Consider the following 24,612-nt stretch of genomic DNA (forward strand, 5'->3'; position numbering starts at 1 on the left):
GCGCTGCATTAGCCTGCCTATTTCGCACGTCATGCGTCCATGACCGCCTACATCCTCAAACGCTTGCTCATCGGCATCGCGACACTTGTCGTCGCCTCGGTCGTCGTCTTTTCCATGCTGGAGATCGTGCCCGGCGACCCGGCGCGCCTGATGCTCGGCATTAACGCCACCGACGACGCGCTGCAGGCGCTGCGCCAGCAGATGGGCCTCGACCAGCCACTCGTCTGGCGCTACCTCGAATGGGCCAGCGGGCTGCTCACCCTCGATTTCGGCCGCTCCTACACCTATTCGGTGCCGGTCATCGACCTCATCGCCGAGCGCATCGTCGTATCGCTGCCGCTTGCTGTCATCGCGCTCGTGATGTCCACGGCAATCGCCATTCCGGTTGGCGTCTTCTCGGCATCGCGGCGCGGCCGCCCCGCCGACACCATCTCGATGGGGGCAACACAGTTCGGCGTCGCTGTGCCCAACTTCTGGTTCGCGCTGCTCTTGATCTACATCTTCGCGGTGTGGCTGCGCCTGGTGCCGGCGGGCGGCTTTCCCGGCTGGAGCGCCGGCGTCTGGCCGGCGCTGACGGCGCTGATCCTGCCGGCGGTGGCGCTGGCGCTGCCGCAGGCCGCCATCCTCGCCCGCGTCACCCGGTCGTCGCTGCTCGAAGTGCTTGGCGAGGACTATATCCGCACGGCGCGCGCCAAGGGCATACCATATCGCCATGTGCTGTGGCGCCACGCCTTGCGAAACGCGTTGATCCCAGTGGTCACCATTCTCGGCCTGCAATTCGCCTTCCTGCTTGCCGGCACCATCATCATCGAGAACGTCTTCTACCTGCCGGGCCTCGGCCGGCTGGTGTTCCAGGCGATCACCCAGCGCGACCTCATCGTCGTCGAGGGCGTCGTCATGCTGCTGGTGGCGGCGGTGATCGTCGTCAACCTGCTGGTCGATCTCTCCTACGCGCTGGTCGACCCCCGCCTGAGGGCGAACCGATGAGCGACAGCGCCGACATCCACGGCGAAACGGCCGCCAGTTTTGCCGCCAAAGCCTTCGCCAACCGCTCGTTTCTGGCCGGCTTCATCATCACCACGCTGATTGCGGTGATGGCGCTGGTGTCCTTCCTTTGGACGCCGTACGACGTGACGAAACTGATCGTCGCCGACCGCATGCAGGCGCCATCGGCCGCGCATCTGTTCGGCACCGACCATTTCGGCCGCGACGTGCTCTCCATGATCATGGTCGGGGCGCGCAATTCGATTGCCGTGGCGCTGGTCGCCGTCGGCATCGGCATGGGGCTTGGCGTGCCGCTTGGCTGCTGGGCCGCGGCGCGCGGCGGCCTTGCCGACGAAATCCTGATGCGTTTCAACGATCTCGTCTTCGCCTTCCCCGCCCTTTTGTCGGCAATCATGATCACCGCGATTTTCGGACCGGGGGCGATCAATGCCATCATCGCCATCGGCATCTTCAACATCCCGGTGTTTGCCCGCGTCGCCCGCGCCGGATCGCTGGCGCTATGGCCGCGCGAGTTCATTCTCGCCGCCCGCGCCGCCGGCAAGGGCAAGGCGCTGATCACCGTCGAGCACATCCTGCCCAACATCGCCAACCTGCTTCTGGTGCAAGGCACCATCCAGTTCGCGCTGGGCATTCTGGCCGAAGCCGGGCTCTCCTATGTCGGGCTCGGCGCCCAGCCGCCGATGCCGAGCTGGGGCCGCATGCTGTTCGACGCGCAGACCCGCATGATCGTGGCGCCCTACCTCGCCATCTTCCCGGGCTTTGCCATCGTCTTCACCGTGCTCGGCCTCAACCTGCTCGGCGATGGCCTCTCCGACGTGCTCGATCCGAAACTGAGGCGCCAGCGTTGAGCCTGCTTGAAATAGAAAACCTGTCGGTCGAGATCGACGGCACACCGATCCTCAAGGGCGTCGACCTGACCATCGACCAGGGCGAGGTGATGGGGCTGGTCGGCGAAAGCGGCTCGGGCAAGTCGATGACAGCGCTCGCCGTCATGGGGTTGCTGCCGTTTGCCGCCCGCGCCGCCGGCCGGGTTTCCTTCGGCGGCATCGATATCCTTGCCGCCACGGAGGACCAGATGTGTGCGCTGCGCGGCGACGACATCGGTATGGTTTTCCAGGAGCCGATGACGGCGCTCAACCCGGTCAAGACAATCGGCGAACAGGTCGCGGAAGGTATCCGCTGGCACACCCGCGCCACCAGGGCCGATGCCGAAGCCCATGCGCGCAAAATCCTCGACCGTGTCGGCCTGCCCGAAGCGAAATTTCCGCTGTCGGTCTACCCGCACCAACTGTCGGGCGGCCAGCGCCAGCGTGTCGTCATCGCCATCGCCTGCGCGCTGAAGCCGAAGCTGCTGATCGCCGACGAGCCGACGACGGCGCTAGACGTGGTGCTGCAGAAGCAGATACTCGAACTGCTGCGCGACCTCGTCGACGAGAACCGCATGGGCCTGCTGTTGATCTCGCACGACCTGGCCGTGGTGACCGACATGTCCGACCGCATCACGGTGATGCGCCACGGCGAGGTGATGGAAGGCGGCGAGACCGCGCGCACCCTGTCGCGACAGCTGCACCCCTACACCAGGCAACTGGCGCAGGCATCGATGCATGTGCCGCAGCGCAAGCCATTTGCCTCCCCGTCGTGGGGAGACCGCGCTGCAGGCGCGGGTGGGGGTAGCGATCGAACCCAAGCTGGACGCCCATCCGCTACCCCGGAACGGGGGAGAGATGCCGACCCTGAGCTTGTCGAAGGGAAGGCGGATTGGGGGAAAAATCAGTCCGCTCTCCTCTCCGTGGAAAACATCGTCCGCGACTATCCCGGCCGCCGCACTTCGCTGTTCCGCAAGCCCGAGCCGGTCCGCGCCGTCGACGGCGTTTCCTTCTCGATGCAGCCCGGCCAGTCGACCGCGCTCGTCGGCCGCTCCGGCTGCGGAAAATCGACGCTTGCCCGCATGATCCTGGCGCTCGACCGGCCGACGGACGGGGAAATCCGCTTCATCGGCGAAGCGCTGACCGGCAAGGACGAAGCCGCGCTGAAATCCGCCCGCCGCAACATGCAGGTGGTGTTCCAGGATCCCTACGGCTCGTTCGACCCGCGCCACAAGGTAGAGCGCCTCATCGCCGAGCCGTTGCATCTCATGGAAGAAAAACCGTCCGCGAAAGAACGACGCGACAAGGTCGCCGCCGCCCTGCACGAAGTGGGTCTCAGCCCTCGCGACATGGATAAATATCCGCACGAATTCTCCGGCGGCCAGCGCCAGCGCCTGTCGATCGCGCGCGCCATCATCACCAGGCCCAAACTCGTCGTCGCCGACGAACCGGTGTCGGCGCTCGACGTTTCCATCCGCGCCCAGATCCTCGATCTCTTCGCCGATCTGAACAGCCGGCTCGGCGTCGCCTATCTCTTCATCACCCACGATTTGACGGTGGCGCGCGCCATCACCGACGACGTGATGGTGATGCATGAGGGCAGGATCGTGGAGCGCGGACCGACGGCCGAAGTGCTCGACCACCCGCAGTCGGATGCGGCGAAAGCCCTGGTCGCGGCCGCACCAGACCTCCACCGCGCCATCGCGCGGCGGCTGCAGGAGCAGGGTTGAGCTAATGCATGTCGCCCGAAAGTGTCCCCGGTTTCGGGACAAGCGACATGCATAAACAAGAAGCTGCGGTGCGACGGCCGAATCCCATTCGGCGCGACGTGCTGAGGGCGGGGTTACTGCCTATGAAGTGCGCCGGCATCCCATCCCGTGTGATCGCGCGATAGGGAACGTAATCTCTAAGAGGTCGTTGGACAGTTACGGCGCGTACCGGACCACTCAATTTATCAGGTTCCTTCGCCGACAAAAGCGAAGAAGGAAAGCAGCATGCTGAACGTTCATAAAGCCAAGCACCGCACGGTCGAAGTAGATGGGGTGAAGCTGTTCTATCGCGAGGCGGGACGGCGCGCCGCGTCCGGCGTGCTGCTTCTCCATGGCCAGCCCAGTTCATCGTATAGCTTCCGTGACGTCATGAGCCCCTTGGCCGAGGTGGCGTGGGTCGTTGCGCCCGATCTTCCCGGGTTCGGCTTCACGGAGGCGTCCGAAGACTACGAGTATACGTTCGAGGCTATGGCGCGGACGGTTGACGCTTTAACGCGGGAGATCGGGCTGGAACGGTTCTTCCTATATGTCCACGATTTTGGGGCGCCCGTCGCCTACTATCTGGCGCTGGCGCGTCCCGATCGTGTGCTAGGGCTTATCATCCAGAACGGCAATGCCCATGAAGAGGGCCTCGGCCCGGATTGGGAACCCAACAAGGCCTACTGGGCCGACCCCACCCCGGAGAACCGCGCCAGACTTCCGCAGTGGCTGAACTTCGAGGGGGTACGACACACCTATGTCGGCGACATCCCGGATCGGCTCAAGCCGCTGTTCGCGCCCGACGGCTGGCATCTCGACTGGGAGCGGATGAGCCGGCCGGGGCTTGTCGAGATCCAGTTCCGCATCTTCGAAGACTACGGCCGCTACGTCGCCCGTTTCCCCGAGATTTCGGCCTATCATCGCGATCATCAGCCACCCTCGCTAATGCTTTGGGGGCGGCACGACCCCTATTTCGAGATCGAAGAGGTGCTCGCCTATGCCCGCGAACTCGACCGGCTCGACATGCACATATACGACGCGGCGCACCTCCTGCTCGAGACGCACCATCAAGAGTGCGCGGCGCTCATGTGCGAGTTCATTCAAGATGCGCGATCAAGTTGAGGGAGCTGCTTTCGTCGATCGCATGTAGCGCTGCCTCGCCTCTCCTTCGGCGATCCGGTGGTGACCTGCCATATCCTAGTGCTTTGCCTGCACCAGATCGTTCGGATCGACACCCAACAGTTCGAGCGTACGCTTCAACAGCTGGATTTCCTGCTCGGCGAGCTGGGTGTCCGCCTTGGCGATCGCTGCCATGCGCCGCGCCAGCGTCTTGCGGCGTTCGAGGTCGAGCCCTCGGAAAAGGTCGACCGCCTGCGTGCCGCTGGTCTCGTAGCCGAAGTCGTCGAGATATTCGATGACGGCGTCGACGCTTTCGCCCTCGATGCCGAAGGCGTCCCGGCAGATACGCCGGAACGTCGCCATCTCGTTGTCGTCCACCTTGCCGTCGGCAAGGATCATCCGGAACAGCAGCAGCAACTCGGCCGAAAGCAACGGATCGTCGGCGACCTTGCGCACACCTGGATCGCCCTCGATCATCATGCGCACCTTGGCAAGAACACTATCAAGCATCGGCAATCCCCTGACTCGGTCGCAGGGACCGTAAAGCATTTTGCAGCCAGGTGGAATCGCCTCGTGTCACACAAATGCGGACGGACAAACGGAAATCCGGCTTGCGCCAGCGGCCTGGCTGTGGTCGAAGCAACCCGCCCGCCACAGGTACCCTACCGCCTCCCGATGATCGATCCCGCAACCGATGTTCTGCTGTTGCTCGGCCTGGCCGCATTTTGCGCCGGGTTCATCGATTCCATTGCCGGTGGCGGCGGGCTGATCACCATCCCTGCCTTGCTGCTGGCAGGCTACGCCCCGGTCGAGGCGCTTGGCACCAACAAGCTGCAAGGCCTGTTCGGCTCCGGTTCGGCGACCCTCGCCTATGCCTCGAAGGGGCTTGTCGATATCCGCCGGCAATTGCCTGCGGCAGCCCTTTCCTGCGCCGGCTCGGTGATCGGCGCATTCGTGGCAACCGTCCTGCCCGGCGAGCTGTTGCGCATTGCCCTGCCCTTCCTGCTCATCGCCATCGGGCTCTACTTCGCCTTTAAGCCCAACATGAACGATGTCGATCGCGCGGAGCGCTTGTCGCCTTTTCTGTTCGGACTGACGATCGTGCCGCTGATCGGCTTTTATGACGGCATGTTCGGTCCCGGCGCCGGTTCGTTCTTCATGCTGGCTTTCGTCACGCTCGCAGGCTACGGCGTCCTCAAGGCGACTGCCCACACGAAATTCCTGAACTTCGGCTCCAACATCGGCGGACTCGCCCTTTTTGCAGCGGTTGGCGCGGTGTCCTGGAAAGTCGGCCTTGTCATGGGCGTGGCTCAGTTCCTCGGCGCCCGCGCCGGAGCGGGCCTGGCGATGAAGATCGGCGCAAGGTTGATCAAGCCTCTGCTGGTAATCGTCTGCCTCGCACTGGCTGCGCGCCTGCTGATCGACCCCGCGCATCCGCTGCGCGTCATGATCGGCATCTGATCCTGAGCATGATCCCGAAAAGTGGAAACCGGTTTTCGGAAAGATCATGCTCCAACAAGAAATGGAGCCCCATTCCGACCCAATCGGAATGGAACAGGCTCCAGCCCTCCACGCTTGCATCTTTGAGGCAGCCGTCACATCGCCTATGATGACCCCGCGATGACGCCTTGGGTCGAGACAGCGGCTGGGCCGCTCCCGCCTGTCGAGGGCGGGTTCATGATGGTGCGCCGGGAGCCGAAACCCGCGCTGCGCGATGCCGTCATCGACATCATCGGCTACCATGAACAGCTGCCTGGACATTTCCGCCAGATCGAACTGGCCTCGCTCATCGTGCCGCTGATCGTCAGTTTCGGTGACCCCTTCGCCATCGGGCTCGGGCGCTTGCCCGGCCGCAACGATTTCTTCGGCAGTTTCGCAGCCGGGCTCTATGGCGGTCCGGTCATCATCGATTCCTTCGGCTCGTCCTGCTGCATCCAGGTGAATTTTTCACCGCCCGGCGCCTACCGCTTCTTCGGCCTGCCCATGCACGAACTGGCCGACCGCATGGTGGCGCTGGACGACCTCTATGGCAGCGAAGCTATTGTGCTGCGCGACCGGCTTGGCGAAGAGCCGGACTGGGACCGGCGCTTCGACCTGATCGAGGCTTTCGTCGAAGACCGCCTGGCCGGCCACGAAAAGCCGTCATCCGCGACCGCCTGGGCCTATGCCGAGCTTTTGCGCAGCGGGGGCACCAGGCGCATCGAGACAATCGCCGAAAAACTCGACTGGAGCCGCAAGCATCTGGTGGAGAAATTCCGGGCCGAAATCGGCCTGGCGCCCAAGGCGGTCGGCCGGATGGCGCGCTTCAACCGGGCGCTCGGGCTGGCGCGAACTCGCACCGCCGGCGGCTGGGCGGACATCGCCGCCGAATGCGGCTACGCCGACCAGGCGCATCTCGTCCGCGAATTCTCAGAATTCGCCGGCGAACCCCCGACCGCCTGGGCCGCACGACTGGCCTAGGGGGTTGAGATTCAGGTCAGGCCGAGCCGAAAATGGTGGATTTCGAGAACCGGAGCGCAGCGTACATTTGGGTACGTGAGCACCGGAAGCGGAGAAAGCCGCCATTTGCAGGCCGGCATCACCTGAATCTCCCTCGGTAACATTTCTTCAAGACGCCGGCGCCGGCAGCTGCCATCCTCGCGGCTATCGAAACAATCCCGGAGAGCGAAAATGGCCGCCAACGCACCCATGGAAGCGCCGCGCATCTATCCCACCTTCCGCTACCGCGACGCCCCTAAGATGATCGACTTCCTGTGCGACGCATTCGGCTTCACCGTCCACGCCAAATACATGGACGGCGCCTTCGTTTCCCACGCCCAGCTGGCGTTCGGCTCCTCGATGATCATGCTGGGCTCGGTGCGCGACGACGACTACGGCAAGATGGTCGGCGGACCGGCCGATGGCGGCAAGTCCACATACGTGGTGTGCGACGACGCCGACGCGCTCTTCGCACGCGCCAAAGCCGCCGGCGCGGTCGTCGAAGAGGAGCCGACGAACCGCGACTACGGCAGCCGCGACTTCATCTGCCGCGACCCCGAAGGCAACATCTGGTCATTTGGAACCTACTGGCCGAAAGCCCATGAAAAAGCCGAGTGAAATGCCCCGCTCGCCAGTTGAACCCGGCGTGATCCTGCTCGCCCCGGAAGCCGGCCGAACCTACGATCTCGGTAGTATGAGTGCCGTCTTCAAGGCCGACGGCGACGAGACCGGCAACCGCTATTCCGTTTCGGAATGGTGGCTGGAGCCGCACACGGCCGGACCGGGCGCGCACCACCACGACGCCAACGACGAGATCTTCTACGTCATCGAAGGCACGCCCAGCCTGCGTGTCGGCGATGAATGGATCACAGCGTCGCGCGGTGCCTTCTTCCGCATTCCGGCTGGCGTCACCCATGATTTCGAGAACCGCAGCGGCGAACGGGCGGGCCTGCTCAACGTCTTCATCCCCGGCGGCTTCGAACAGAACATGCCGGCCATTGTCGACTGGTTCCGGCAGGCGAAGCGGAGCAGATAGAGCGGCGTCACGGCGGATTTCGGGAACCGCAGCGCAGCGCACATTTGTGTACGTAAGCACCGGAAGCGGAGAAAGCCGCCATTTGCAGGCCGGCATCACCTGAATATCAGCACGCCCTAACGCGCCAGGCCAAAAATCGCATCGCAGTCGAGATGCTTTTCAAGATGGGCGGCAATAGCATCGAGCGCCCGCTCCACCTCGGCGCGATAGTCGACGCCGCCGCCGGTTATGCCCAGCGATTCGAGGAAGCGCGCGCGAAACGTGTCGGCACCGAACAGGCCGTGCAGGTAGGTGCCGAACACTTTTCCATCGGCCGAGGTCGCTCCGTCGTCGACGCCGTTGATAACCGCCGAGGGACGCAGGCAATCCGGCCCGGATGTACGGCCGAGATGGATTTCGTAGCCGGAAAGCGGCGTCCCGAACGGCACCGAATGCGCCGATACATTCCTCACCGTCTTTTCCGGCTCCATGACCGTCTCGATGTCGAGCAGTCCGAGCCCTTCGGCCTCTGTCACGGTTCCTTCGATGCCGTCCGGGTCGCGCACCGTGCGGCCGAGCATCTGGTAGCCGCCGCAGATGCCCACCACATGCCCGCCCCGCCGCCGGTGGTCGGCAAGGTCCCGGTGCCAGCCGTTTTCGCGGAATTTCAGAAGGTCGCCGATGGTCGATTTCGAACCGGGGATGACCACCAGCCCGGCATCCGCTGGCAGTTGCTTTCCGGGTGGCACGAACACCACCTCGACTTGCGGTTCAGCCCGCAGCGGGTCGAGATCGTCGAAATTCGCGATGCGGCCGAGCATCGGCACCGCAACCTTCAGCGCCTTCTTCTCGCCCGATGCCAGCCGCTCGAGGATGACCGAATCCTCCGAGGGCAGAAGTGCGGCTTCCCTGAGCCACGGCACCACGCCGAAGCAGCGCCAGCCGGTGAAGCGGTGGATCGCGGCGATGCCGTCGTCGAACAGCGAGATATCGCCGCGGAATTTGTTGATGAGGTAGCCGGCGATCATGCGCCGGTCCTCCTCCGGCAGGATCAGGTGGGTGCCGGCGATCGAGGCGATGACGCCGCCGCGGTCGATGTCGCCGACGAGGATCACCGGCACGTCGGCGCGGGTGGCAAAGCCCATGTTGGCGATGTCGCGCGGCCTGAGATTGATCTCGGCCGGCGAGCCCGCACCTTCCACGACGACCAGATCGGCGCCCTCCCCGAGCTTGCGCCACGAATCCATCACCGCTTCGGCGAGCTTCGGCTTCAGCGCCTGATAGTCGCGCGCCTTGGCTTGCCCGAACACCTTTCCCTGCACGACGACTTGCGCGCCGATGTCGCTCTGCGGCTTCAGCAGAACCGGGTTCATGTGGATCGACGGCGGCACGCCGCAGGCGATCGCCTGCAACCATTGCGCGCGGCCGATCTCGCCACCCGAGGCGTCACCCGGAATGTCGGCGACGGCTGCATTGTTCGACATGTTCTGCGGCTTGAACGGGCGCACCGCCATGCCGCGGTTTCTGGCGGCACGGCAAAGCCCTGCCACCAGCACCGTCTTGCCGACATCCGAGCCGGTGCCCTGCAGCATGATCGCTTTGGCCATGATCAGCCGGCTCCCTGTCCGGCAGCGGCAATCGTCGACTTTTGCGCCAGGTCGCCGCCGCGCCACAGATAGAGAGCCAGAAGCGGTTCGCCGCCGGTGCGCATTGCGTGGCTGACGTTGGAAGCATGGTGGATGACTTCGCCGCCGCGCCTGCGGCGGAAACCTCCGTCGCCCATGCGCCACTCGGCAGTGCCGGTCAGCGGAATGTAGACCTCCTCGGCAACGTGATGATGATCAGGATAGACCACGCCGGGGCCGAGGATCAGAAAGCCCGCCGCAACCCGTTCGTTGCGGAAGTGGCCGCGCGTGCCGAACAGTTCGACCCAGCCGTAATTATCGATGAAATGGTGGCCGAAATCCGCCGCGGTGTAGGTCTGGCCCCAGCGCAGCGCATTTGCCTGCTGCATTAAACGCATCGCAAGCTCGCGTTCGCCCGGTGCCGTGAGTTCAACCGCTTGGCGCAGATGTTTCAAGCAGTCCAGCCCGTTTGCGTGCAGCTTGCGCTCCGGCATCTCCCAATCGATGCCGCCGAGAAAATCGCGCACGGGCGGTGCATCCGCCCGCATCAGATAGATGCGGAAAGCCTGCAGCAGTTCGTCAAAAATTGTCGCCACGTCGTGTCCCGCGCATGCATTGGCGCACAACCGCTCTGTCCAGCATCGGGTTGCGCGGCGGCATCATTGGTCTAGATTGAGGCTCGCGCCTAGTGGAGCGAATTTGATATTCGCATCCCATTTGACATCACGCGCACGGTGCGAATGTCAAATTCAAAGCTCCACTGGAACCATACATTTGTTAGGGTACGTCGAGATTCAGGTCAGGCCGAGCCGAAAAGGGTGGATTTCGAGAACCGGAGCGCAGCGTACATTCGAGTACGTGAGCACCGGAAGCGGAGAAAGCCGCCATTTGCAGGCCGGCATCACCTGAACCTCAACGTACCTTCAGGGAGGACGCCATGGACGCCGTTGTCGGAACCGCCGGTCAATTCGAACTCAACGAAGACCAGCGCGCCATCCAGGACATGGCTCGCGCCTTCGCGGCCGATCGCGTTGCTCCCAACGCGCTGGAATGGGACAAGAAACGGCATTTTCCCGACGATGTGATCCGCGAGACTGGCCCGCTCGGCCTCGGCGGCATCTATATCAGCGACGATGTCGGCGGCTCCGGCCTCGGCCGGCTCGATGCGGTGCTCATTTTCGAGGCGCTGTCGCAGGCCTGCCCGGCCTTCGCGTCCTTCATTTCCATCCACAACATGGCGTCGTGGATGATCGACGTGTTCGGCAATGAGGAACAGCGCCAGCGTTTCCTGCCGAAACTGACCTCGATGGAACTGCTGGGCAGCTATTGCCTGACCGAACCCGGCTCCGGCTCCGACGCCGCCGCGCTGAAGACCCGTGCCGTGCGTTCCGGCGGCAATGGCAGCGATTATGTGCTGAACGGCGCCAAGCAGTTCATTTCCGGCGCCGGCGACAGCGATGTCTACGTCACCATGGTGCGCACCGGCGAGGACGGCCCGAAGGGCATTTCCACCCTGGTCATCCCCAAGGACGCGCCGGGGCTGTCCTTCGGCGCGGTGGAAAACAAGATGGGCTGGCACATGCAATCGACCCGTCAGGTCATCTTCGAGGATTGCAAGGTGCCGGCAGAGAACCTTTTGACCGGCGAAGGCGCCGGCTTCCGCATCGCCATGGCCGGCCTCGACGGGGGCCGCCTCAACATCGCCGCCTGTTCGCTGGGCGGCGCGCAGTCGGCATTCGACAAGGCGCTGGGTTATGCCGACGAGCGCAAGGCGTTTGGCCAGAAGATCAACCAGTTCCAGGCCTTGCAGTTCAAACTGGCTGACATGGAAACCGAGTTGCAGGCATCGCGCATGCTGCTCTACACGGCAGCCTCGAAGCTCGACCGCAAGGCGCCCGATGCCGGCAAATGGTCGGCGATGGCCAAGCGCTTTGTCACCGACACCGGCTTCGACATCGCCAACGACGCGTTGCAGATTTTCGGCGGCTACGGCTATCTCCACGACTACGGCGTAGAAAAACTGGTGCGCGACCTGCGCGTCCACCAGATTCTCGAAGGCACCAACGAGATCATGCGCGTCATCATCGCTAGGCATTTGATTGGAAGGTAGCGAATAGGGCAGTCGGTATTAGGCAGTCGGCAGTCGCAATGCGCGATCTAGCCAAGCAAAAGCCGAGAAGGAACTTCGCCTACTGCCCACTGCCCACTGCCCACTGCCTACTGCCTACTGCCTACCGCCCTACATTCCGGAGGAACTACCACATGACCACCATCGCCTTCATCGGCCTCGGCAATATGGGCAACCCGATGGCTGCCAATCTCGTCAAGGCGGGTCACACGGTGCACGGGTTCGATCTCGTTCCAGAAAATCTGACGGTGGCCAAGGACAATGGCGTGGTGGTAATGGCCAATGCGCCCGCCGCCATCAAGGACGCCGAGGTGGTGATCACCATGCTACCGGCCGGCAAGCATGTGCTCTCGGTCTATGAAGATATCGCGCCAAAGGCAGGAAAAGGTGCGCTTTTCATCGATTCCTCGACGATCGACGTGGAATCGGCGCGAAAGGCCCATGCCATAGCGGCAAAGCACGGGCTGGGCTCGATCGACGCGCCGGTTTCCGGCGGCACTGGCGGTGCAACGGCTGGCACCCTCACCTTCATGGCCGGCGGCGCCAGGGAGGCTTTCGCAAAGGCCGAGCCGATCCTGAAACCGATGGCCGGCCGCATCGTGCATTGCGGCGAGGCAGGTGCGGGCCAGGCGGCGAAGATCTGCAACAACATGATCCTCGGCATTTCGATGATCGGCGTCAGTGAGGCTTTCGTGTTGGCCGAAAAGCTCGGCCTGTCGCATCAGGCGCTGTTCGACGTGGCATCCACGTCGTCCGGCCAGTGTTGGTCGCTCACCACCTATTGCCCGGTTCCGGGGCCGGTGCCGGCATCGCCGGCCAACCGCGACTACAAGCCGGGCTTCGCCGCAGCCCTGATGCTGAAAGACCTCAAGCTCGCCCAGGAAGCAGCGCAAGGCGCCGGCGCTGCAACCCCGCTCGGCGCGGAAGCGACCCAGCTTTATCAGTTGTTCAATGCGCAGGGCGGCGCCGGAACCGACTTTTCCGGCATCATCAACTTCCTGCGCGGTGACGCGACGTAGAGCATTTTGCAGCCAAATGGAATCATTTGGCGTCCGCATAAATGCGGCAAAACAATTAGTTAGAGCGAGGTGCCGGTTCTGAAAGAACCGCAACCGCTCCAGGCTCCACCAAGGGATGAAGCTCCATTCCGGTTCAACAGGGATGGAATGGGCTCGACGCCCAAAAATCGGCAAATTTAGATTTGCTTAAGCTCTCGATAACCACGCGGTAACGATGTCCGTCTAAAACAGATTGCAAGGCGGTCATCGCAACCGCCTTCCGCTCCGGATCAGGTCTCGCGTACCGGAGCTGTTACCTTCGCCTTGTACAGTCGGCGATGGGCCATGCGTATACTGGCAAAGCCGCGTTCCCTCTGGGGCGCGGTTTTTGCGTTGAGAGCATTTGCAGCCGAATGGAACATTTGGCGTCCGATAAATGCGGCAAAACAAATATTAAATGCATGTCGCCCGAAAGTGTCCTCGGTTTCGGGAGAAACGACATGCACAACAAGAATTTACGGCGCGGTCGCCGAATCCCATTCGGCGCGACGCGCTGTAAGAGCGAGTTTTCGGTTCTGAACGAACCGGAACCGCTCCGGACCAGCCGAAATGATCGACCGCCAGCTCCCGCGTCGGGGAGGTTCAGCCCTGAGGGCTGCGCGCCAGCCGCTTGAAATTCGCCTTCACCCGGCGGCTTGCCGGCTTCAGTGCGGCGTTCATCGAGCGTTCGGCGGCGACGCCGTTGAGCACCGAGGGCGTGCGGCCGGAAAGCACTTCCGGCCAGAACCGCCACGCCGACTGGATCATCGACATCTGCGCGGCGAGAATGCCTTCGGCGATCGCCGCGTTCTTCTCGGCGATGGCGCGCTGCGTCTCGATGCCGAACGGATTGTCACCGCGGCTTTCGCTGGCCATCAGCGGCAGCCGCATTGCGGCCACCATCGGCGCCAGCATCAGATTGCCGGCGATCGTCGCGGTTTCGCGCGTCGCTCTGCGGCTGCGTCGTTTTGTCATGAAAATTTTCCCTCAAAATCCGATAGACCCGGACCAATCCCAACGCCCCGCGCAACCGAACGTTCCGACCGCCCGATAGCACATCCTCGTGAAGGATGCGCGTTCAACCGTGCGGTTCGAACTGCACGTCGATCGGCGGGCGCAGCCCGTTGGCCAGGCGGTTGGTTTCGTTGGCCATGCCGACCACCGCCAGCAGTTCCATCAGTTGCGCCTCGCTCAAGCCCTTCGAGCGCGCCGCGGCGGTGTGCGAATAGGTGCAATATTCGCAGCCATTGGTCGCCGACACCGCGATATAGATCATTTCCTTGACCAGGGGATCGAGCGCGCCGGGCGCCATGACGTCGCGCAGCGTTTCCCAGGTGCGTTTCAACAGCGCCGGATCATGCGCCAGCACCTTCCAGAAATTGTTGATCCAGTCGACCTTTCGGGTCTGCATGATGTCGTCATAGACGGCGCGTACCGCATCGTCCGCCATTTCATATTCGATCAAGGGAACGATGGCTTTTCCGGTCATGGTGCACTCCGCTTGTTGACAGGGCGAAGGCCGCCCTGCCCGGTTCGTTTCAGTTCCATCAGGGTTTGCGGCGCAAGTCCGCCTCGGCAAGGTCAAGCGCCATCAGCAGGCGGTCGCAGGCCATGTCGATGGTGTCGCGTGTCCAGATCAGCGGCGGCGACATGATCATCGTGTCGCCGGTGGCGCGCAGCATCATGCCATTGGCAATCGCATGATCGCGTATTGTCACTGCGGCCGAACCCGGCTCCATGAAACGCTCTCGCGTCTTCTTGTCCTTGACGATCTCGATTGCCGCCAGGAACCCGAAGGTGCGGACTTCGCCGACCAGGCCATGTGGTGCGATGCGCGCCTGAAGCTTTTCGGCGAAATACGGGCCGGTGTCGTTCTTCACCCGCTCGACCATGCCTTCGCGCTCGATGATCTCGAGGTTCTTCAGGGCGACGGCGCAGGCGACCGGATGCCCTGAATAGGTATAGCCATGATAGAACTCGCCGCCCTTCTCGACCAGCGTCGAGGCGATGCGGTCGCCGACCAGCAGCGCCGACAGCGGCTGATATCCCGAGGTCAGCGCCTTTGCCGTGGTGATGGTGTCCGCCTCGATACCCATCGACTGCGCGGCGAACCATTCGCCGGTGCGGCCGTAACCAGTGATGACCTCGTCGAGCATCAGGAGCACATCGTATTTGCGGCAGATGCGCTGGATTTCCGGCCAGTAGCTTGCCGGCGGTATTTTCACGCCGCCCGCGCCCTGGATCGGCTCGCCGATGAAAGCCGCGACATTTTCCGCGCCTGCTTCGAGAATGGCGTCCTCGACGGCTTTTGCGGCGCGCAAGCCGAAATCGTGGTCGCTTTCGCCCGGCAGTCCCAGTTCGTAGGCGTAAGGCATCATCACGTGCACGATATTGGGCACCGCGCCGCCAAGCTGGCCGTGCATGCCCTCCATGCCGCCGAGCGAGGTGCCGGCGATGGTCGAGCCGTGGTAGGCCATCTGGCGCGAGATGATGCGGTTCTTCTGCGGCTTGCCCTCCAGCGCCCAGTAGTGGCGCACCAGCCGCACAGCCGTGTCGTTGGCCTCGGAACCCGATGAGCCGAAGAAAACCTGGTTGATGTTCTTCGGCGCCAGTTCGGCGATCTTCTTGGCCAGCAGCGTCGGCGTCGGCGTCGAGCATTTGAAGAAGTTGTTGTAGTAGGGCAGTTCCTTCATCTGCGCGTGAGCCGCGTCGGCAAGTTCGCTGCGGCCATAGCCGATGTTGACGCACCACAGCCCGGCCATGCCGTCGAGGATCTCCTTCCCCTCGCTATCATAGATGAACGGCCCGTCGGCGCGGGTGATCATGCGCGATCCGATGCCGCGCAATTCCTTGTGGTCGGTGAATGGGTGGAGATGGTGCGCGGCGTCGATCGCCTGCAGCTGCTTCAGCGAATAGTTTTGATAAGTCATGGATTTGGTCCTTCCAGTTGAATCGGTCCGGCAACCGCCGGGCGGCGAAATCAACGGAAGGCGGGTGGCGAATAGCCGATGCGAGCGCAAAGCCGCAGCAACTCCGTATGCCGCGTGCGCGCCGATGGCGTCGACGCGACATCGGCGATCGCGGGAAATGCAATGCTTCTGGTCATGCACGCATCTTAGGCCGCGCTGTTCGGCCAGTTCAAGCGCCAAGCGAGCGAGCCGGGAAAGGCCACTCCCATGCATGCCAGCGCCGGTGTCGTGTCAGGTTTTGCCGCGGGCCGCCTGCGCCGCAAACAGGGCCAGGCAGAGCAGTCCGAGCGCCAGCGGAAAACCCTGGATTCCGACGATATCCATCATCAGCCCGGTGACAGGCGGGCCGGCAATGCCGCCGATGCCCCAGACCATGGCGAACGCCGCATTGCCCGCCATCAGCATGGAACCGGAGAAGCGTTCGCCAAGCTGGATCAGCGCCATCGTGTAGATGCCGAACGACACGGCGCCCCAGACGAACACGACAGGCCAGACGAGCATTGAATTGAACGACAACGGCAGGAGCAGACAGCCGAACACAGTTGCCAGCGCGCAAAGCAGCAAGGCGCGGTGCGCACCCTGCCGTTCGGCGAGCATGCCGAGAGGAATCTGCAAGGCGATATTCCCCGCAACGAAAACCGCAAGCAGCATCGATATCTTCGCTTCGGAGCTGCCATAGCCCTTTCCGTAGACAGACATTAGCGCCAGCGCCACCTGCTCGAACGCCGCCGCCGCGAACACCGCGAAGAGCAGCAGCCGCGCCTGCGGCATGAAACGTCCGACCGAGGCCTGTTGCGTGTGGCCGTCGTGGAGGTCGGGCAGCTTCGGCAACACCTTGAGCAGGCAGAGGCCGCACAGCAAGAAAGCCCCGATGCCGACCAGGAAGGGCGGCCAGCCGGTCGTACCGACGAAGGCCAGCGTAACCGGGCCAAGCGCAAAGCCCGCCGAGATGATCGAGGTGTAGACACCCATGATGCGGCCGCGCTTTGCCGGCGGCGTCAGTGAGATCAGCCATGTTTCGCTGATCACATAGAGCGGATTGACCGTGAAGCCGAGCAGGAAGCGCAGCGGGAACCACAGCCAGACATTCTGCTGCCAGCCGATCAGGGCGAGCAGCAGGGCAGCAATGCCGGCGCAGGAAAGTGCGGTGCGCCCTGCCCCGAAACGCCGTGAAAGCAAGGGAATGAGCGGCGCCGACAGGATGAAGCCGAGCGGCGTCATCGCCGCTGACAGGCCGATCATCGAGGGCGACATCCCCTGCCGCTGCAGGATGAAACTGAGCAGCGGGTAACCCAGCCCCTGCGCGATGGCGAAGACCGAAACGGTCGCGATGATGCCGGCAAGCGCCGCCCAGTTGGTCGCCGTCGTTTCGCCGTTGGTTTCCGCCAGGGTCATGGTCCGCACCGGTTTGAAGCGCAAATCCTTAGCGGTCAGTGGGGATCGGCGAAAGCGCCGGCGGCGGAAACCGTTTGCGCCAGCGCTTATCAGGCCGTGCGTCGCTGCAGCGAGCGATAGATCGCGAATGCGATCAGCGCCACGTCGAGGCTGATGATAACCGTGGGCAGGCCGAGCGGCCCGAGCGCCTGCATCAAGAGGCCCGAGCCGGGCGGTCCCACGACACCGCCCGCGCCCCACATCAGCGCGAATGCGGCATTGCCGGCCACCAGCGCGGTTCCTCTGAACCGGCTTCCCAGCTCGACCAGCGCCATCGTGTAGACGCCGTAGCCGACCGCGCCCATCACCACCAGCACCAGCCAGATGGCAGGCGTCGTGATGAGAACCGGCAGCAGCAACGCGCATAAAGCCGTCATCGTCGCGCAAAACAGGATCATCAGCCGGCCGCCGAACCGTTCCGCCATTAGGCCGAGCGGAACCTGGAACAGGATGTTGCCGGCCGACAGCGCCATCACCAGCGCCGCCAGCGTGGCCTCCGCCAGCCCGTAGGCGGAACCGAACACCGGCATCAGCGAATAGGTGCTCTGCTGGACCGCCGCCGCGACCAGAACCGCCAGCAGCAGCGCCGGCGCCTGCCTGGCGAAACCCGCGACGCCGCCCGAAGGCTGGCCGTCATCCTCGAAGCCGGCAAGGCTCGACGAGACGGCGCGCAGGATCACGGCGCAGATGACGAAACCGGCGATCCCGATCAGGAAGGGCGTCCAGCCGGCCGTACCGACAGCGGTCAGCACCAGCGGTCCCATCGCGTAGCCGGCGCCCAGCACCGTGTTGAATATGCCCATCACCCTGCCCCGGCGCGATGCCGGCGCCAGCGACAACGCCCACACCTCGCCAAGCACGTAGAGCGGGTTGATCACCACGCCCAGCATGAAACGCACCACGAACCAGCCGACCCAGTCCTGCAGATAGCCGATCGCGAAGAAGCAAAGCGCGCCGATCAGCGAACAGCCGACCGCCAGCCGGCGGGCGCCGAAGATCCGCACGGCGGCCGGCACCAGCGAGGCCGACAGGATGAGCCCGAACGGCATCATCGCCGCCGAAAGCCCGATCAGCCCCGGCGACATGCCCTGTTTCTGCATGAGCAGGGTAAACAGCGGATAGCTCAGACCCTGCGCAGCGCCGAACATGGCGAGTGCCGCGGTAACGCCGGCAAGCGCTGCCCATTGCAGGGGCGGTTCGGCGGCAGGTGCGGAAGGCGTCATTGCGGCTCTTTGAGGCTGGAGGCCGGTGTTTTAGGCATTGGAGGCTGTTTGATAACTCGCTGCGATGAGCCAATGGCGGTCGTTTCGAGAACCGGAGCGTACGGATAGGTACGTGAGCACCCGAAGCGCAGAAAACGCCGTTAGTTGGCCGCCGCAGTAGAGTTTCCAAACGGCTCTTAGAAGGGGTTGAGCAGTCCGGCAAGCAGCCACACGCAGGGGCAGGTTTCAGCCACGCCGAACCGCAGGTCCAGTCACGCCGCGTCATGTCGCTTTGCTCGCCCTAGTGGTCGTCACGTCCGCAATGCCGGATTTGCCGCCGGTCCAATATGCTGCCGACATTCCGCATGACCCATGAGGCTTATCATGACCGCTGCACTGCACCCCGCCGAGCCGGTTCTGGCAACCGATCGCGCCCGCCGCGGCGGCCGTGCAGGAAAGCGCGCCGGCGGTTCGGCGGCTTTCGAACAGCCGGCGTTCCGGCAGCTGAAAAATCCGCTGCAGCCGACCAGGCTGGTTTCAGACGACGAACTGGAATCGATCCACCTCGCCTCGCTGCGCGTGCTCAGGGAAATCGGGGTGGATGTGCTGCATGACGGCGCCCGCCAGATCATGAAGGAACATGGCGCCGACGTGCGCGCCGGTTCCGAGCGCGTGCGTTTCGACAGCGACATGATTCTGGAGCTGATTTCGCATTGCCCGTCGGAATTCACCATCCATGCCCGCAACCCGGCCCACAATGTGCGCTTCGGCGGCGACAATTTGATCATTTCGATGATGGCGTCGGCGCCCAACTGCTCCGACGTCGACCGTGGCCGCCGGCCCGGCAACCAAGTCGACTACCGCAATTTCCTCAAGCTCGCGCAGATGCACAACATTCTCAACTGCACGGGCGGCTACCCCGTCGAGCCGATCGACATCCATCCGTCGATCCGCCACCTCGAATGCATACGCGACCTCGCGCTGCTCACCGACAAGGTGTTCCACATCTATTCGCTCGGTAAGGAGCGCAATGTCGACGGCATCGAGATCACCCGCATCGCCCGCGGCATTTCCCGCGAGCAATTGATGGACGAACCGTCGGTCTTCACCATCATCAACACCAACTCGCCGCTCAAGCTCGACGTGCCGATGATGGAAGGCATCATCCAGATGTCGTCGATGGGCCAGGTGGTCATCGTCACCCCCTTCACGCTGTCTGGCGCCATGGCGCCGGTGACGATCGCCGGGGCGCTGGTCCAGCAGAATGCCGAAGCGCTGGCCGGAATCGCCTTTTCGCAGATGGTGCGCAAGGGCGCGCCGGTCGGCTACGGCGGCTTCACCTCGAATGTCGACATGAAGTCGGGCGCGCCCGCCTTCGGCACGCCGGAATACATGAAGGCGCAGCTTGTCGGCGGCCAGCTGGCGCGCCGCTACAACATCCCCTACCGCACCTCGAACACCTGCGCCGCCAACACGGTCGACGCCCAGGCCGCCTATGAAAGCGTCTTCTCGCTATGGGGCGCCGTGCAGGGCGGTGGCAACCTGATGATGCACGCCGCCGGCTGGCTCGAGGGCGGCCTGCGCTGCTCCTTCGAGAAAACCATCCTCGACATCGATCTCCTGCAGATGGTGGCGGAATTCCTGACGCCGCTCGATCTTTCCGACGAGGCTTTGGGCTTCGACGCCATCCAGTCGGTCGGCCCGGGCGGCCATTTCTTCGGCACCCAGCACACCCAGGACCGCTACAAGACAGCCTTCTATTCGCCGATCATCTCCGACTGGCGCAATTTCGAGACCTGGGCCGAGGCCGGTTCGCCAACCGCAATCGACCGCGCCAACCGCGTCTGGAAGGAGCGGCTTGCAACCTACGAGGAGCCGTACATCGACCCGGCGATCCGCGAGGAACTCAACGCCTTTGTCGACAAGCGCATCGCCGAAGGCGGAGCGCCGACGGATTTTTGAGCGTTGTCGACCGTCATGTCAGATAAGGATCGACCCCCACTCCGGTCCGCTACGCGGACCACCTCTCCCCCGTTCGACGGGGGAGAGGAAATGCGCGAACTCACGACGCCTGGCATCCTTCCTCTCCCTCCGGAGGGGGGAGAGGTGGCGCCGCGCAGCGGCGACGGAGTGGGGGAAGGCCTTTCCAAAAGCAGAAGCCGCCGCAAACCAGGTATTACCGGCCGGGCGCGCGATCTCAGGCAGCGCGATAACCAAGCTGAGGCAATGCTGTGGCTCGAGTTGAAGCGTCGCCAACTCGGTGGTTACAAATTCACGCGTCAGTTCCCGATCGGACCATATTTCGCTGACTTCGCTTGCCGGGAGAAATCCCTCGTCGTCGAAATCGACGGCAGCCAGCACGCCGACAACGCCTACGATCGACGCCGAGACGAATTCATGCGCTTGGCAGGCTATTCGACCCTTCGCTTCTGGAATCACGACGTCCTGAAACACCGCGTCTCCGTCTGCGAAACCATCCTGGCCGCGCTCGATGGGCGATTGGCCGAAGACGTTACCGCAGCGGACCTGCGATTTGTCTACAGCCCACAAGCCAACCCGCCGCCGATCGCAGGACCGGGCTTCGGGCCATTGAATCAACTTCTGATAAACGAGAAATAACCATATGAAATCCCACGTTAAAGCGGTTGTCATCGGCGGCGGCGTCGTCGGCTGTTCGGTGCTGTTCCACCTCGCCCGCGCCGGCTGGACCGACGTCATGCTGATCGAGCGCTCGGAGCTCACCTCCGGCTCGTCCTGGCATGCCGCCGGCGGCTTCCACACGCTGAACGGCGATCCCAACGTCGCCAAGCTGCAGGCCTATACCGTGCAGCTCTACAAGGAGATCGAGGAGCTTTCCGGCCAATCCTGCGGCCTGCACCTCACCGGCGGCGTGATGATGGCCGATACGCCCGAGCGCATGGATTTCCTGCGTCTCAGCCACGCCAAGGGTCGCTATCTCGGCATGGAAACCGAGCTGATCACCCCGTCCGAGGCCAAGGCGATGTTCCCGCTGATGGACGAGAAAAACTTCGTCGGCGCCATGTGGGACCCGGTCGAGGGCCATCTCGACCCGTCCGGCACAACCCATGCCTACGCCAAGGCGGCGAAGAACCTCGGCGCCGAGATAGTATTGCGCAACCGCGTCGTCGAATTGACGCAGGATCCGGATGGCACGTGGAACGTCATCACCGAGCAAGGCACGGTGAAAGCCGAGCACGTGGTCAACTGCGGCGGCCTGTGGGCGCGCGAGGTCGGCCGGATGGTGGGCGTTGAGCTGCCCCTGCTTGCCATGGAGCACATGTACCTGCTCACCGAGCCGATGCCGGAGGTCGAGGCCTTCAACAAGGAAACCGGCCGCGAGATGATCGGCGTCATCGACTTCAAGGGCGAGATTTACACCCGCCAGGAGCGCAACGGCATCCTGCTCGGCACCTATGAAAAGGCCGCCAAGCCGTGGTCGCCGGTCAACACTCCATGGAACTTCGGCCACGAATTGCTGCAGCCCGATATCGACCGCATCGCGCCGTCGCTGGAAGTCGGCTTCCGCCACTTCCCCGGCATCGAAAAGGCCGGCATCAAGCAGATCATCAACGGCCCCTTCACCTTTGCGCCGGACGGCAACCCGCTGGTCGGCCCGGTGCAGGGCCTCACCAATTTCTGGTGCGCCTGCGCGGTCATGGCCGGCTTCAGCCAAGGCGGCGGCGTCGGGCTGGCGCTGTCCAACTGGATGGTCAACGGCGACCCCGGCTTCGACGTCTGGGGCATGGACGTCGCCCGCTTCGGCGAGTGGGCCTCGCTGCGCTACACCAACGCCAAGGTGCGCGAAAACTATTCCAGGCGTTTTTCCATCCGCTTCCCCAACGAGGAACTGCCCGCGGCAAGGCCCGCGCAGACCACGCCGCTCTACGACACGATGGTCGCCAACAACGCCGTCATGGGCGACTCGTGGGGCCTGGAGACACCTTTGTGGTTTGCGCCGAAGGGCAGCGAGCCGAAGGACATTGTCTCTTTCCACCGCTCCAACGATTTCGAGCATATCGGCAACGAGGTGCGGACGACGCGCGAACGCGTCGGCGTCACCGAGATCGCCAACTTCGCCAAATATGAAGTGTCGGGTCCAGGTGCCGAAGATTTCCTCAACCGGCTGATGACCAACCGCATGCCGAAAAAGGGCCGGCTGGTGCTCACCCCGATGCTCAACGAATTCGGCCGCCTGATCGGCGATTTCACCATCGCCAAGACCGCCGACGAGAAGTTCATGATCTGGGGTTCTTCGGCGGCGCAGAAATACCACATGCGCTGGTTCGAAAAGCAGCTGCCGAAGGATGGTTCCGTCAGGCTCCACCGCTTCGACCAGACGCTGGTCGGCCTGTCGATCGCCGGCCCGAAAGCGCAGGCGCTGCTTGCCAAGCTGGTCGATGAGGACGTTTCGACCAAAGCCTTCCGCTTCATGGATTTCCGCGAAATGGCGGTCGGCGGCGCCCCCTGCATGGTCAACCGCATCACCTACACCGGCGATCTCGGCTACGAGATCTGGATGGCGCCGGCTTACCAGCGTCTGGTTTATGCGGCGATCAAGCAGGCCGGCGAGGAATTCGGCATCGTCGATTTCGGCATGCGCGCCTTGTTGTCGATGCGGCTGGAGAAGAACTTCCCGACCTGGTTCCGCGAGCTGAGGCCCATCTATGGCGTCTTCGAAGGTTCGATGGACCGTTTCATCAAGATGGAGAAGAACGACTTCATCGGCCGCGATGCCGCAGCCAGGGAGCTGGAGGCCGGGCCGAAGCTGCGCCGCGTCTCCTTCCTGGTCGACGCCAGGGATGCCGACGTGATGGGCGACGAGCCGATCTGGGCGAAAGTGCCGACCGATTACGGCACGGTGGAAAAGCCGCACGGCTATGGCGCGCCGCGCTTCGACGAGAGTGGCAAGGAAGTCAGCGGCTCGAAGGCCGCCAACGGCAGCGATTCCTCCGGCATCCGCGGCATCGTCGACGGCGACTGGCGCGTCGTCGGCTGGGTCACCTCCGGCGGCTTTGCGCATTACGTCGAGAAATCGATGGCGCAGGGCTACGTGCCGGCAGCGCTTGCCGAGAACGAGGCCGAAGGCCTGTTCGAGATCGAAATCCTCGGCCGCCGCCGCCCCGCCCGCATCAACGTCGCCCCACCCTTCGACCCTGCTGGCGAAAAGATGCGGGGTTGATGTCGTTGGCGATTGAAAGCCGCTCACCGAGGCTCGCGGTCCTGATCGACGCTGACAATACGTCAGCAAAGATCGCGGACGGCCTCTTCGAGGAGATCGCCAAGATCGGCGAAGCGAGTGTTCGGCGCATCTATGGCGACTTCTCCAGCACGCGAATGAAGTCCTGGGCTGACATTCTCGCAAAGCACGCGATTATCCCCCAGCAGCAGTTTGCCTACACGAGCGGAAAGAACGCTTCCGACATCACGCTTGTGATTGATGCGATGGACCTTCTTCACAGCGGCCGGTTTGATGGTTTCTGCCTCGTGTCTTCCGATAGCGATTTCACGCGGCTGGCGTCGAGAATTCGCGAGCATGGCATAGACGTGTTCGGCTTCGGTGAGCAAAAAACGCCGGAGAGTTTCCGCCAAGCCTGCAGGCGGTTTATCTACACGGAAAACTTGCTGCAGGCGGCTTCCGGTGGTCAACCAAGGCCCGATGCCGCGAAGAAGCCCCTTGTCGAGCCGAAGGAAGCCATTCCGATCCTGCGCAAGGCGGTCGAGCAGGTCGTGGAGCAGTTGGAGTCCGGCGACGGCTGGGTGCTTCTTGGTTCGGTCGGAAAGAGCCTCGCCAACCTCGCGCCGGATTTCGACTCCCGCACATACGGCTTTCGCAAGCTGATCGACCTCGTGAGGGACATCGGCACGTTCGACGTCGACCATGCCGAAGGCAAGGCGCCGCGTATCAAGCTGAAGAGCGCAACCGAGTCAAAGCGCAGATCGGGTGGACGACGTTGACTTCCAATTT

At 63.5% G+C, this 24,612-nt stretch carries 23 protein-coding genes; 14 read left to right on the forward strand and 9 right to left on the reverse strand.

The features are described 5' to 3' along the window. Positions 1-39: 39 nt before the first annotated feature. From F3H98_RS00965 to F3H98_RS00980, 4 genes are all read left to right on the forward strand, one after another. The gene (locus tag F3H98_RS00965) at positions 40-987 is read left to right on the forward strand and encodes an ABC transporter permease (RefSeq protein ID WP_149757363.1); all 948 of its coding nucleotides are present in this window, start codon (positions 40-42) and stop codon (positions 985-987) included. Next, positions 984-1,853 (forward strand): ABC transporter permease, encoded by an 870-nt coding sequence (locus F3H98_RS00970; RefSeq protein WP_149757365.1) that lies wholly within the window; start codon positions 984-986, stop codon positions 1,851-1,853. The genes F3H98_RS00965 and F3H98_RS00970 overlap by 4 nt, the downstream gene beginning before the upstream one ends. Continuing rightward, positions 1,850-3,601 carry an ABC transporter ATP-binding protein gene (locus tag F3H98_RS00975; RefSeq protein WP_149757368.1) on the forward strand — a complete coding sequence of 584 codons (1,752 nt, stop codon included), beginning with the start codon at positions 1,850-1,852 and terminating at the stop codon, positions 3,599-3,601. The genes F3H98_RS00970 and F3H98_RS00975 overlap by 4 nt, the downstream gene beginning before the upstream one ends. Positions 3,602-3,865: 264 nt before the next feature. Next, a complete protein-coding gene (locus F3H98_RS00980) occupies positions 3,866-4,741 on the forward strand; it encodes an alpha/beta fold hydrolase (protein ID WP_149757370.1) in 876 nt (291 codons plus the stop codon). A 75-nt stretch (positions 4,742-4,816) separates the two neighbouring features. On the opposite strand, the gene F3H98_RS00985 is transcribed toward F3H98_RS00980, so the two are convergent. Next, positions 4,817-5,248, reverse strand: a complete 432-nt coding sequence (locus F3H98_RS00985) for a tellurite resistance TerB family protein (RefSeq protein ID WP_149757372.1) — start codon at positions 5,246-5,248, stop codon at positions 4,817-4,819. Between the two features lie 165 nt (positions 5,249-5,413). Here F3H98_RS00985 and F3H98_RS00990 point away from each other — a divergent pair, with 165 nt between their 5' ends. The 4 genes from F3H98_RS00990 to F3H98_RS01005 all read left to right on the forward strand — a co-directional run bounded on the left by F3H98_RS00990 (position 5,414) and on the right by F3H98_RS01005 (position 8,252). Next, positions 5,414-6,199 carry a TSUP family transporter gene (locus F3H98_RS00990; protein ID WP_149758319.1) on the forward strand — a complete coding sequence of 262 codons (786 nt, stop codon included), beginning with the start codon at positions 5,414-5,416 and terminating at the stop codon, positions 6,197-6,199. Between the two features lie 159 nt (positions 6,200-6,358). After that, positions 6,359-7,198 (forward strand): helix-turn-helix domain-containing protein, encoded by an 840-nt coding sequence (locus F3H98_RS00995; RefSeq protein WP_149757374.1) that lies wholly within the window; start codon positions 6,359-6,361, stop codon positions 7,196-7,198. Between the two features lie 210 nt (positions 7,199-7,408). Then, positions 7,409-7,834 (forward strand): VOC family protein, encoded by a 426-nt coding sequence (locus tag F3H98_RS01000; protein WP_149757376.1) that lies wholly within the window; start codon positions 7,409-7,411, stop codon positions 7,832-7,834. Next, on the forward strand, positions 7,818-8,252 hold the full coding sequence (locus F3H98_RS01005) for a cupin domain-containing protein (RefSeq protein WP_244621552.1): 435 nt from the start codon (positions 7,818-7,820) through the stop codon (positions 8,250-8,252). The genes F3H98_RS01000 and F3H98_RS01005 overlap by 17 nt, the downstream gene beginning before the upstream one ends. A 116-nt stretch (positions 8,253-8,368) precedes the next feature. Here F3H98_RS01005 and F3H98_RS01010 read toward each other — a convergent pair whose 3' ends face one another. Further along, positions 8,369-9,838: a cobyric acid synthase gene (locus F3H98_RS01010; RefSeq protein ID WP_149757378.1), complete on the reverse strand. Its 1,470-nt coding sequence runs from the start codon at positions 9,836-9,838 to the stop codon at positions 8,369-8,371. A gap of 2 nt (positions 9,839-9,840) precedes the next feature. Beyond that, the gene (locus tag F3H98_RS01015; RefSeq protein ID WP_149757380.1) at positions 9,841-10,452 is read right to left on the reverse strand and encodes a dimethylsulfonioproprionate lyase family protein; all 612 of its coding nucleotides are present in this window, start codon (positions 10,450-10,452) and stop codon (positions 9,841-9,843) included. A 341-nt stretch (positions 10,453-10,793) separates the two neighbouring features. On the opposite strand from F3H98_RS01015, the gene F3H98_RS01020 reads away from it, so the two are divergent. Both F3H98_RS01020 and mmsB read left to right on the forward strand, forming a co-directional pair. Next, positions 10,794-11,966, forward strand: coding sequence for an isobutyryl-CoA dehydrogenase (locus F3H98_RS01020; RefSeq protein ID WP_149757382.1), 1,173 nt, complete (start codon positions 10,794-10,796; stop codon positions 11,964-11,966). 152 nt (positions 11,967-12,118) lie between these two features. Beyond that, positions 12,119-13,003: a 3-hydroxyisobutyrate dehydrogenase gene (gene mmsB / locus F3H98_RS01025; protein WP_149757384.1), complete on the forward strand. Its 885-nt coding sequence runs from the start codon at positions 12,119-12,121 to the stop codon at positions 13,001-13,003. Between the two features lie 621 nt (positions 13,004-13,624). Here the strand turns inward: mmsB and F3H98_RS01030 are convergent. The 6 genes from F3H98_RS01030 to F3H98_RS01050 form a co-directional block, all read right to left on the reverse strand. Further along, positions 13,625-13,996, reverse strand: a complete 372-nt coding sequence (locus tag F3H98_RS01030) for a hypothetical protein (protein WP_149757386.1) — start codon at positions 13,994-13,996, stop codon at positions 13,625-13,627. Between the two features lie 103 nt (positions 13,997-14,099). Further along, positions 14,100-14,510, reverse strand: coding sequence for a carboxymuconolactone decarboxylase family protein (locus F3H98_RS01035; protein ID WP_149757388.1), 411 nt, complete (start codon positions 14,508-14,510; stop codon positions 14,100-14,102). 58 nt (positions 14,511-14,568) lie between these two features. Further along, on the reverse strand, positions 14,569-15,951 hold the full coding sequence (locus F3H98_RS01040) for an aspartate aminotransferase family protein (RefSeq protein WP_149757390.1): 1,383 nt from the start codon (positions 15,949-15,951) through the stop codon (positions 14,569-14,571). A 50-nt stretch (positions 15,952-16,001) separates the two neighbouring features. After that, positions 16,002-16,127, reverse strand: coding sequence for a hypothetical protein (locus F3H98_RS32255; protein ID WP_280177956.1), 126 nt, complete (start codon positions 16,125-16,127; stop codon positions 16,002-16,004). Between the two features lie 94 nt (positions 16,128-16,221). Then, complete coding sequence (locus tag F3H98_RS01045) at positions 16,222-17,385, reverse strand: MFS transporter (protein ID WP_149757392.1); 1,164 nt, start codon at positions 17,383-17,385, stop codon at positions 16,222-16,224. A gap of 89 nt (positions 17,386-17,474) precedes the next feature. Further along, positions 17,475-18,647, reverse strand: coding sequence for an MFS transporter (locus F3H98_RS01050; protein WP_149757394.1), 1,173 nt, complete (start codon positions 18,645-18,647; stop codon positions 17,475-17,477). 363 nt (positions 18,648-19,010) lie between these two features. Between F3H98_RS01050 and F3H98_RS01055 the strand changes: the two genes are divergently transcribed. The 4 genes from F3H98_RS01055 (at position 19,011) to F3H98_RS01070 (ending at position 24,602) form a co-directional block, all read left to right on the forward strand. Then, on the forward strand, positions 19,011-20,588 hold the full coding sequence (locus F3H98_RS01055; RefSeq protein WP_149757396.1) for a trimethylamine methyltransferase family protein: 1,578 nt from the start codon (positions 19,011-19,013) through the stop codon (positions 20,586-20,588). Positions 20,589-20,732: 144 nt separating this feature from the next. Continuing rightward, entirely contained in the window at positions 20,733-21,245 is a 513-nt protein-coding gene (locus F3H98_RS01060) for an endonuclease domain-containing protein (protein ID WP_244621594.1), read from the forward strand. Positions 21,246-21,249: 4 nt separating this feature from the next. Beyond that, positions 21,250-23,826 (forward strand): GcvT family protein, encoded by a 2,577-nt coding sequence (locus F3H98_RS01065; RefSeq protein ID WP_149757400.1) that lies wholly within the window; start codon positions 21,250-21,252, stop codon positions 23,824-23,826. A gap of 5 nt (positions 23,827-23,831) precedes the next feature. After that, positions 23,832-24,602, forward strand: a complete 771-nt coding sequence (locus F3H98_RS01070; RefSeq protein WP_149757402.1) for an NYN domain-containing protein — start codon at positions 23,832-23,834, stop codon at positions 24,600-24,602. Positions 24,603-24,612: the final 10 nt, after the last annotated feature.

The organism is Neomesorhizobium albiziae (assembly GCF_900114255.1).
In the GTDB taxonomy this organism is placed as follows: Bacteria; Pseudomonadota; Alphaproteobacteria; order Rhizobiales; family Rhizobiaceae; genus Neomesorhizobium; species Neomesorhizobium albiziae.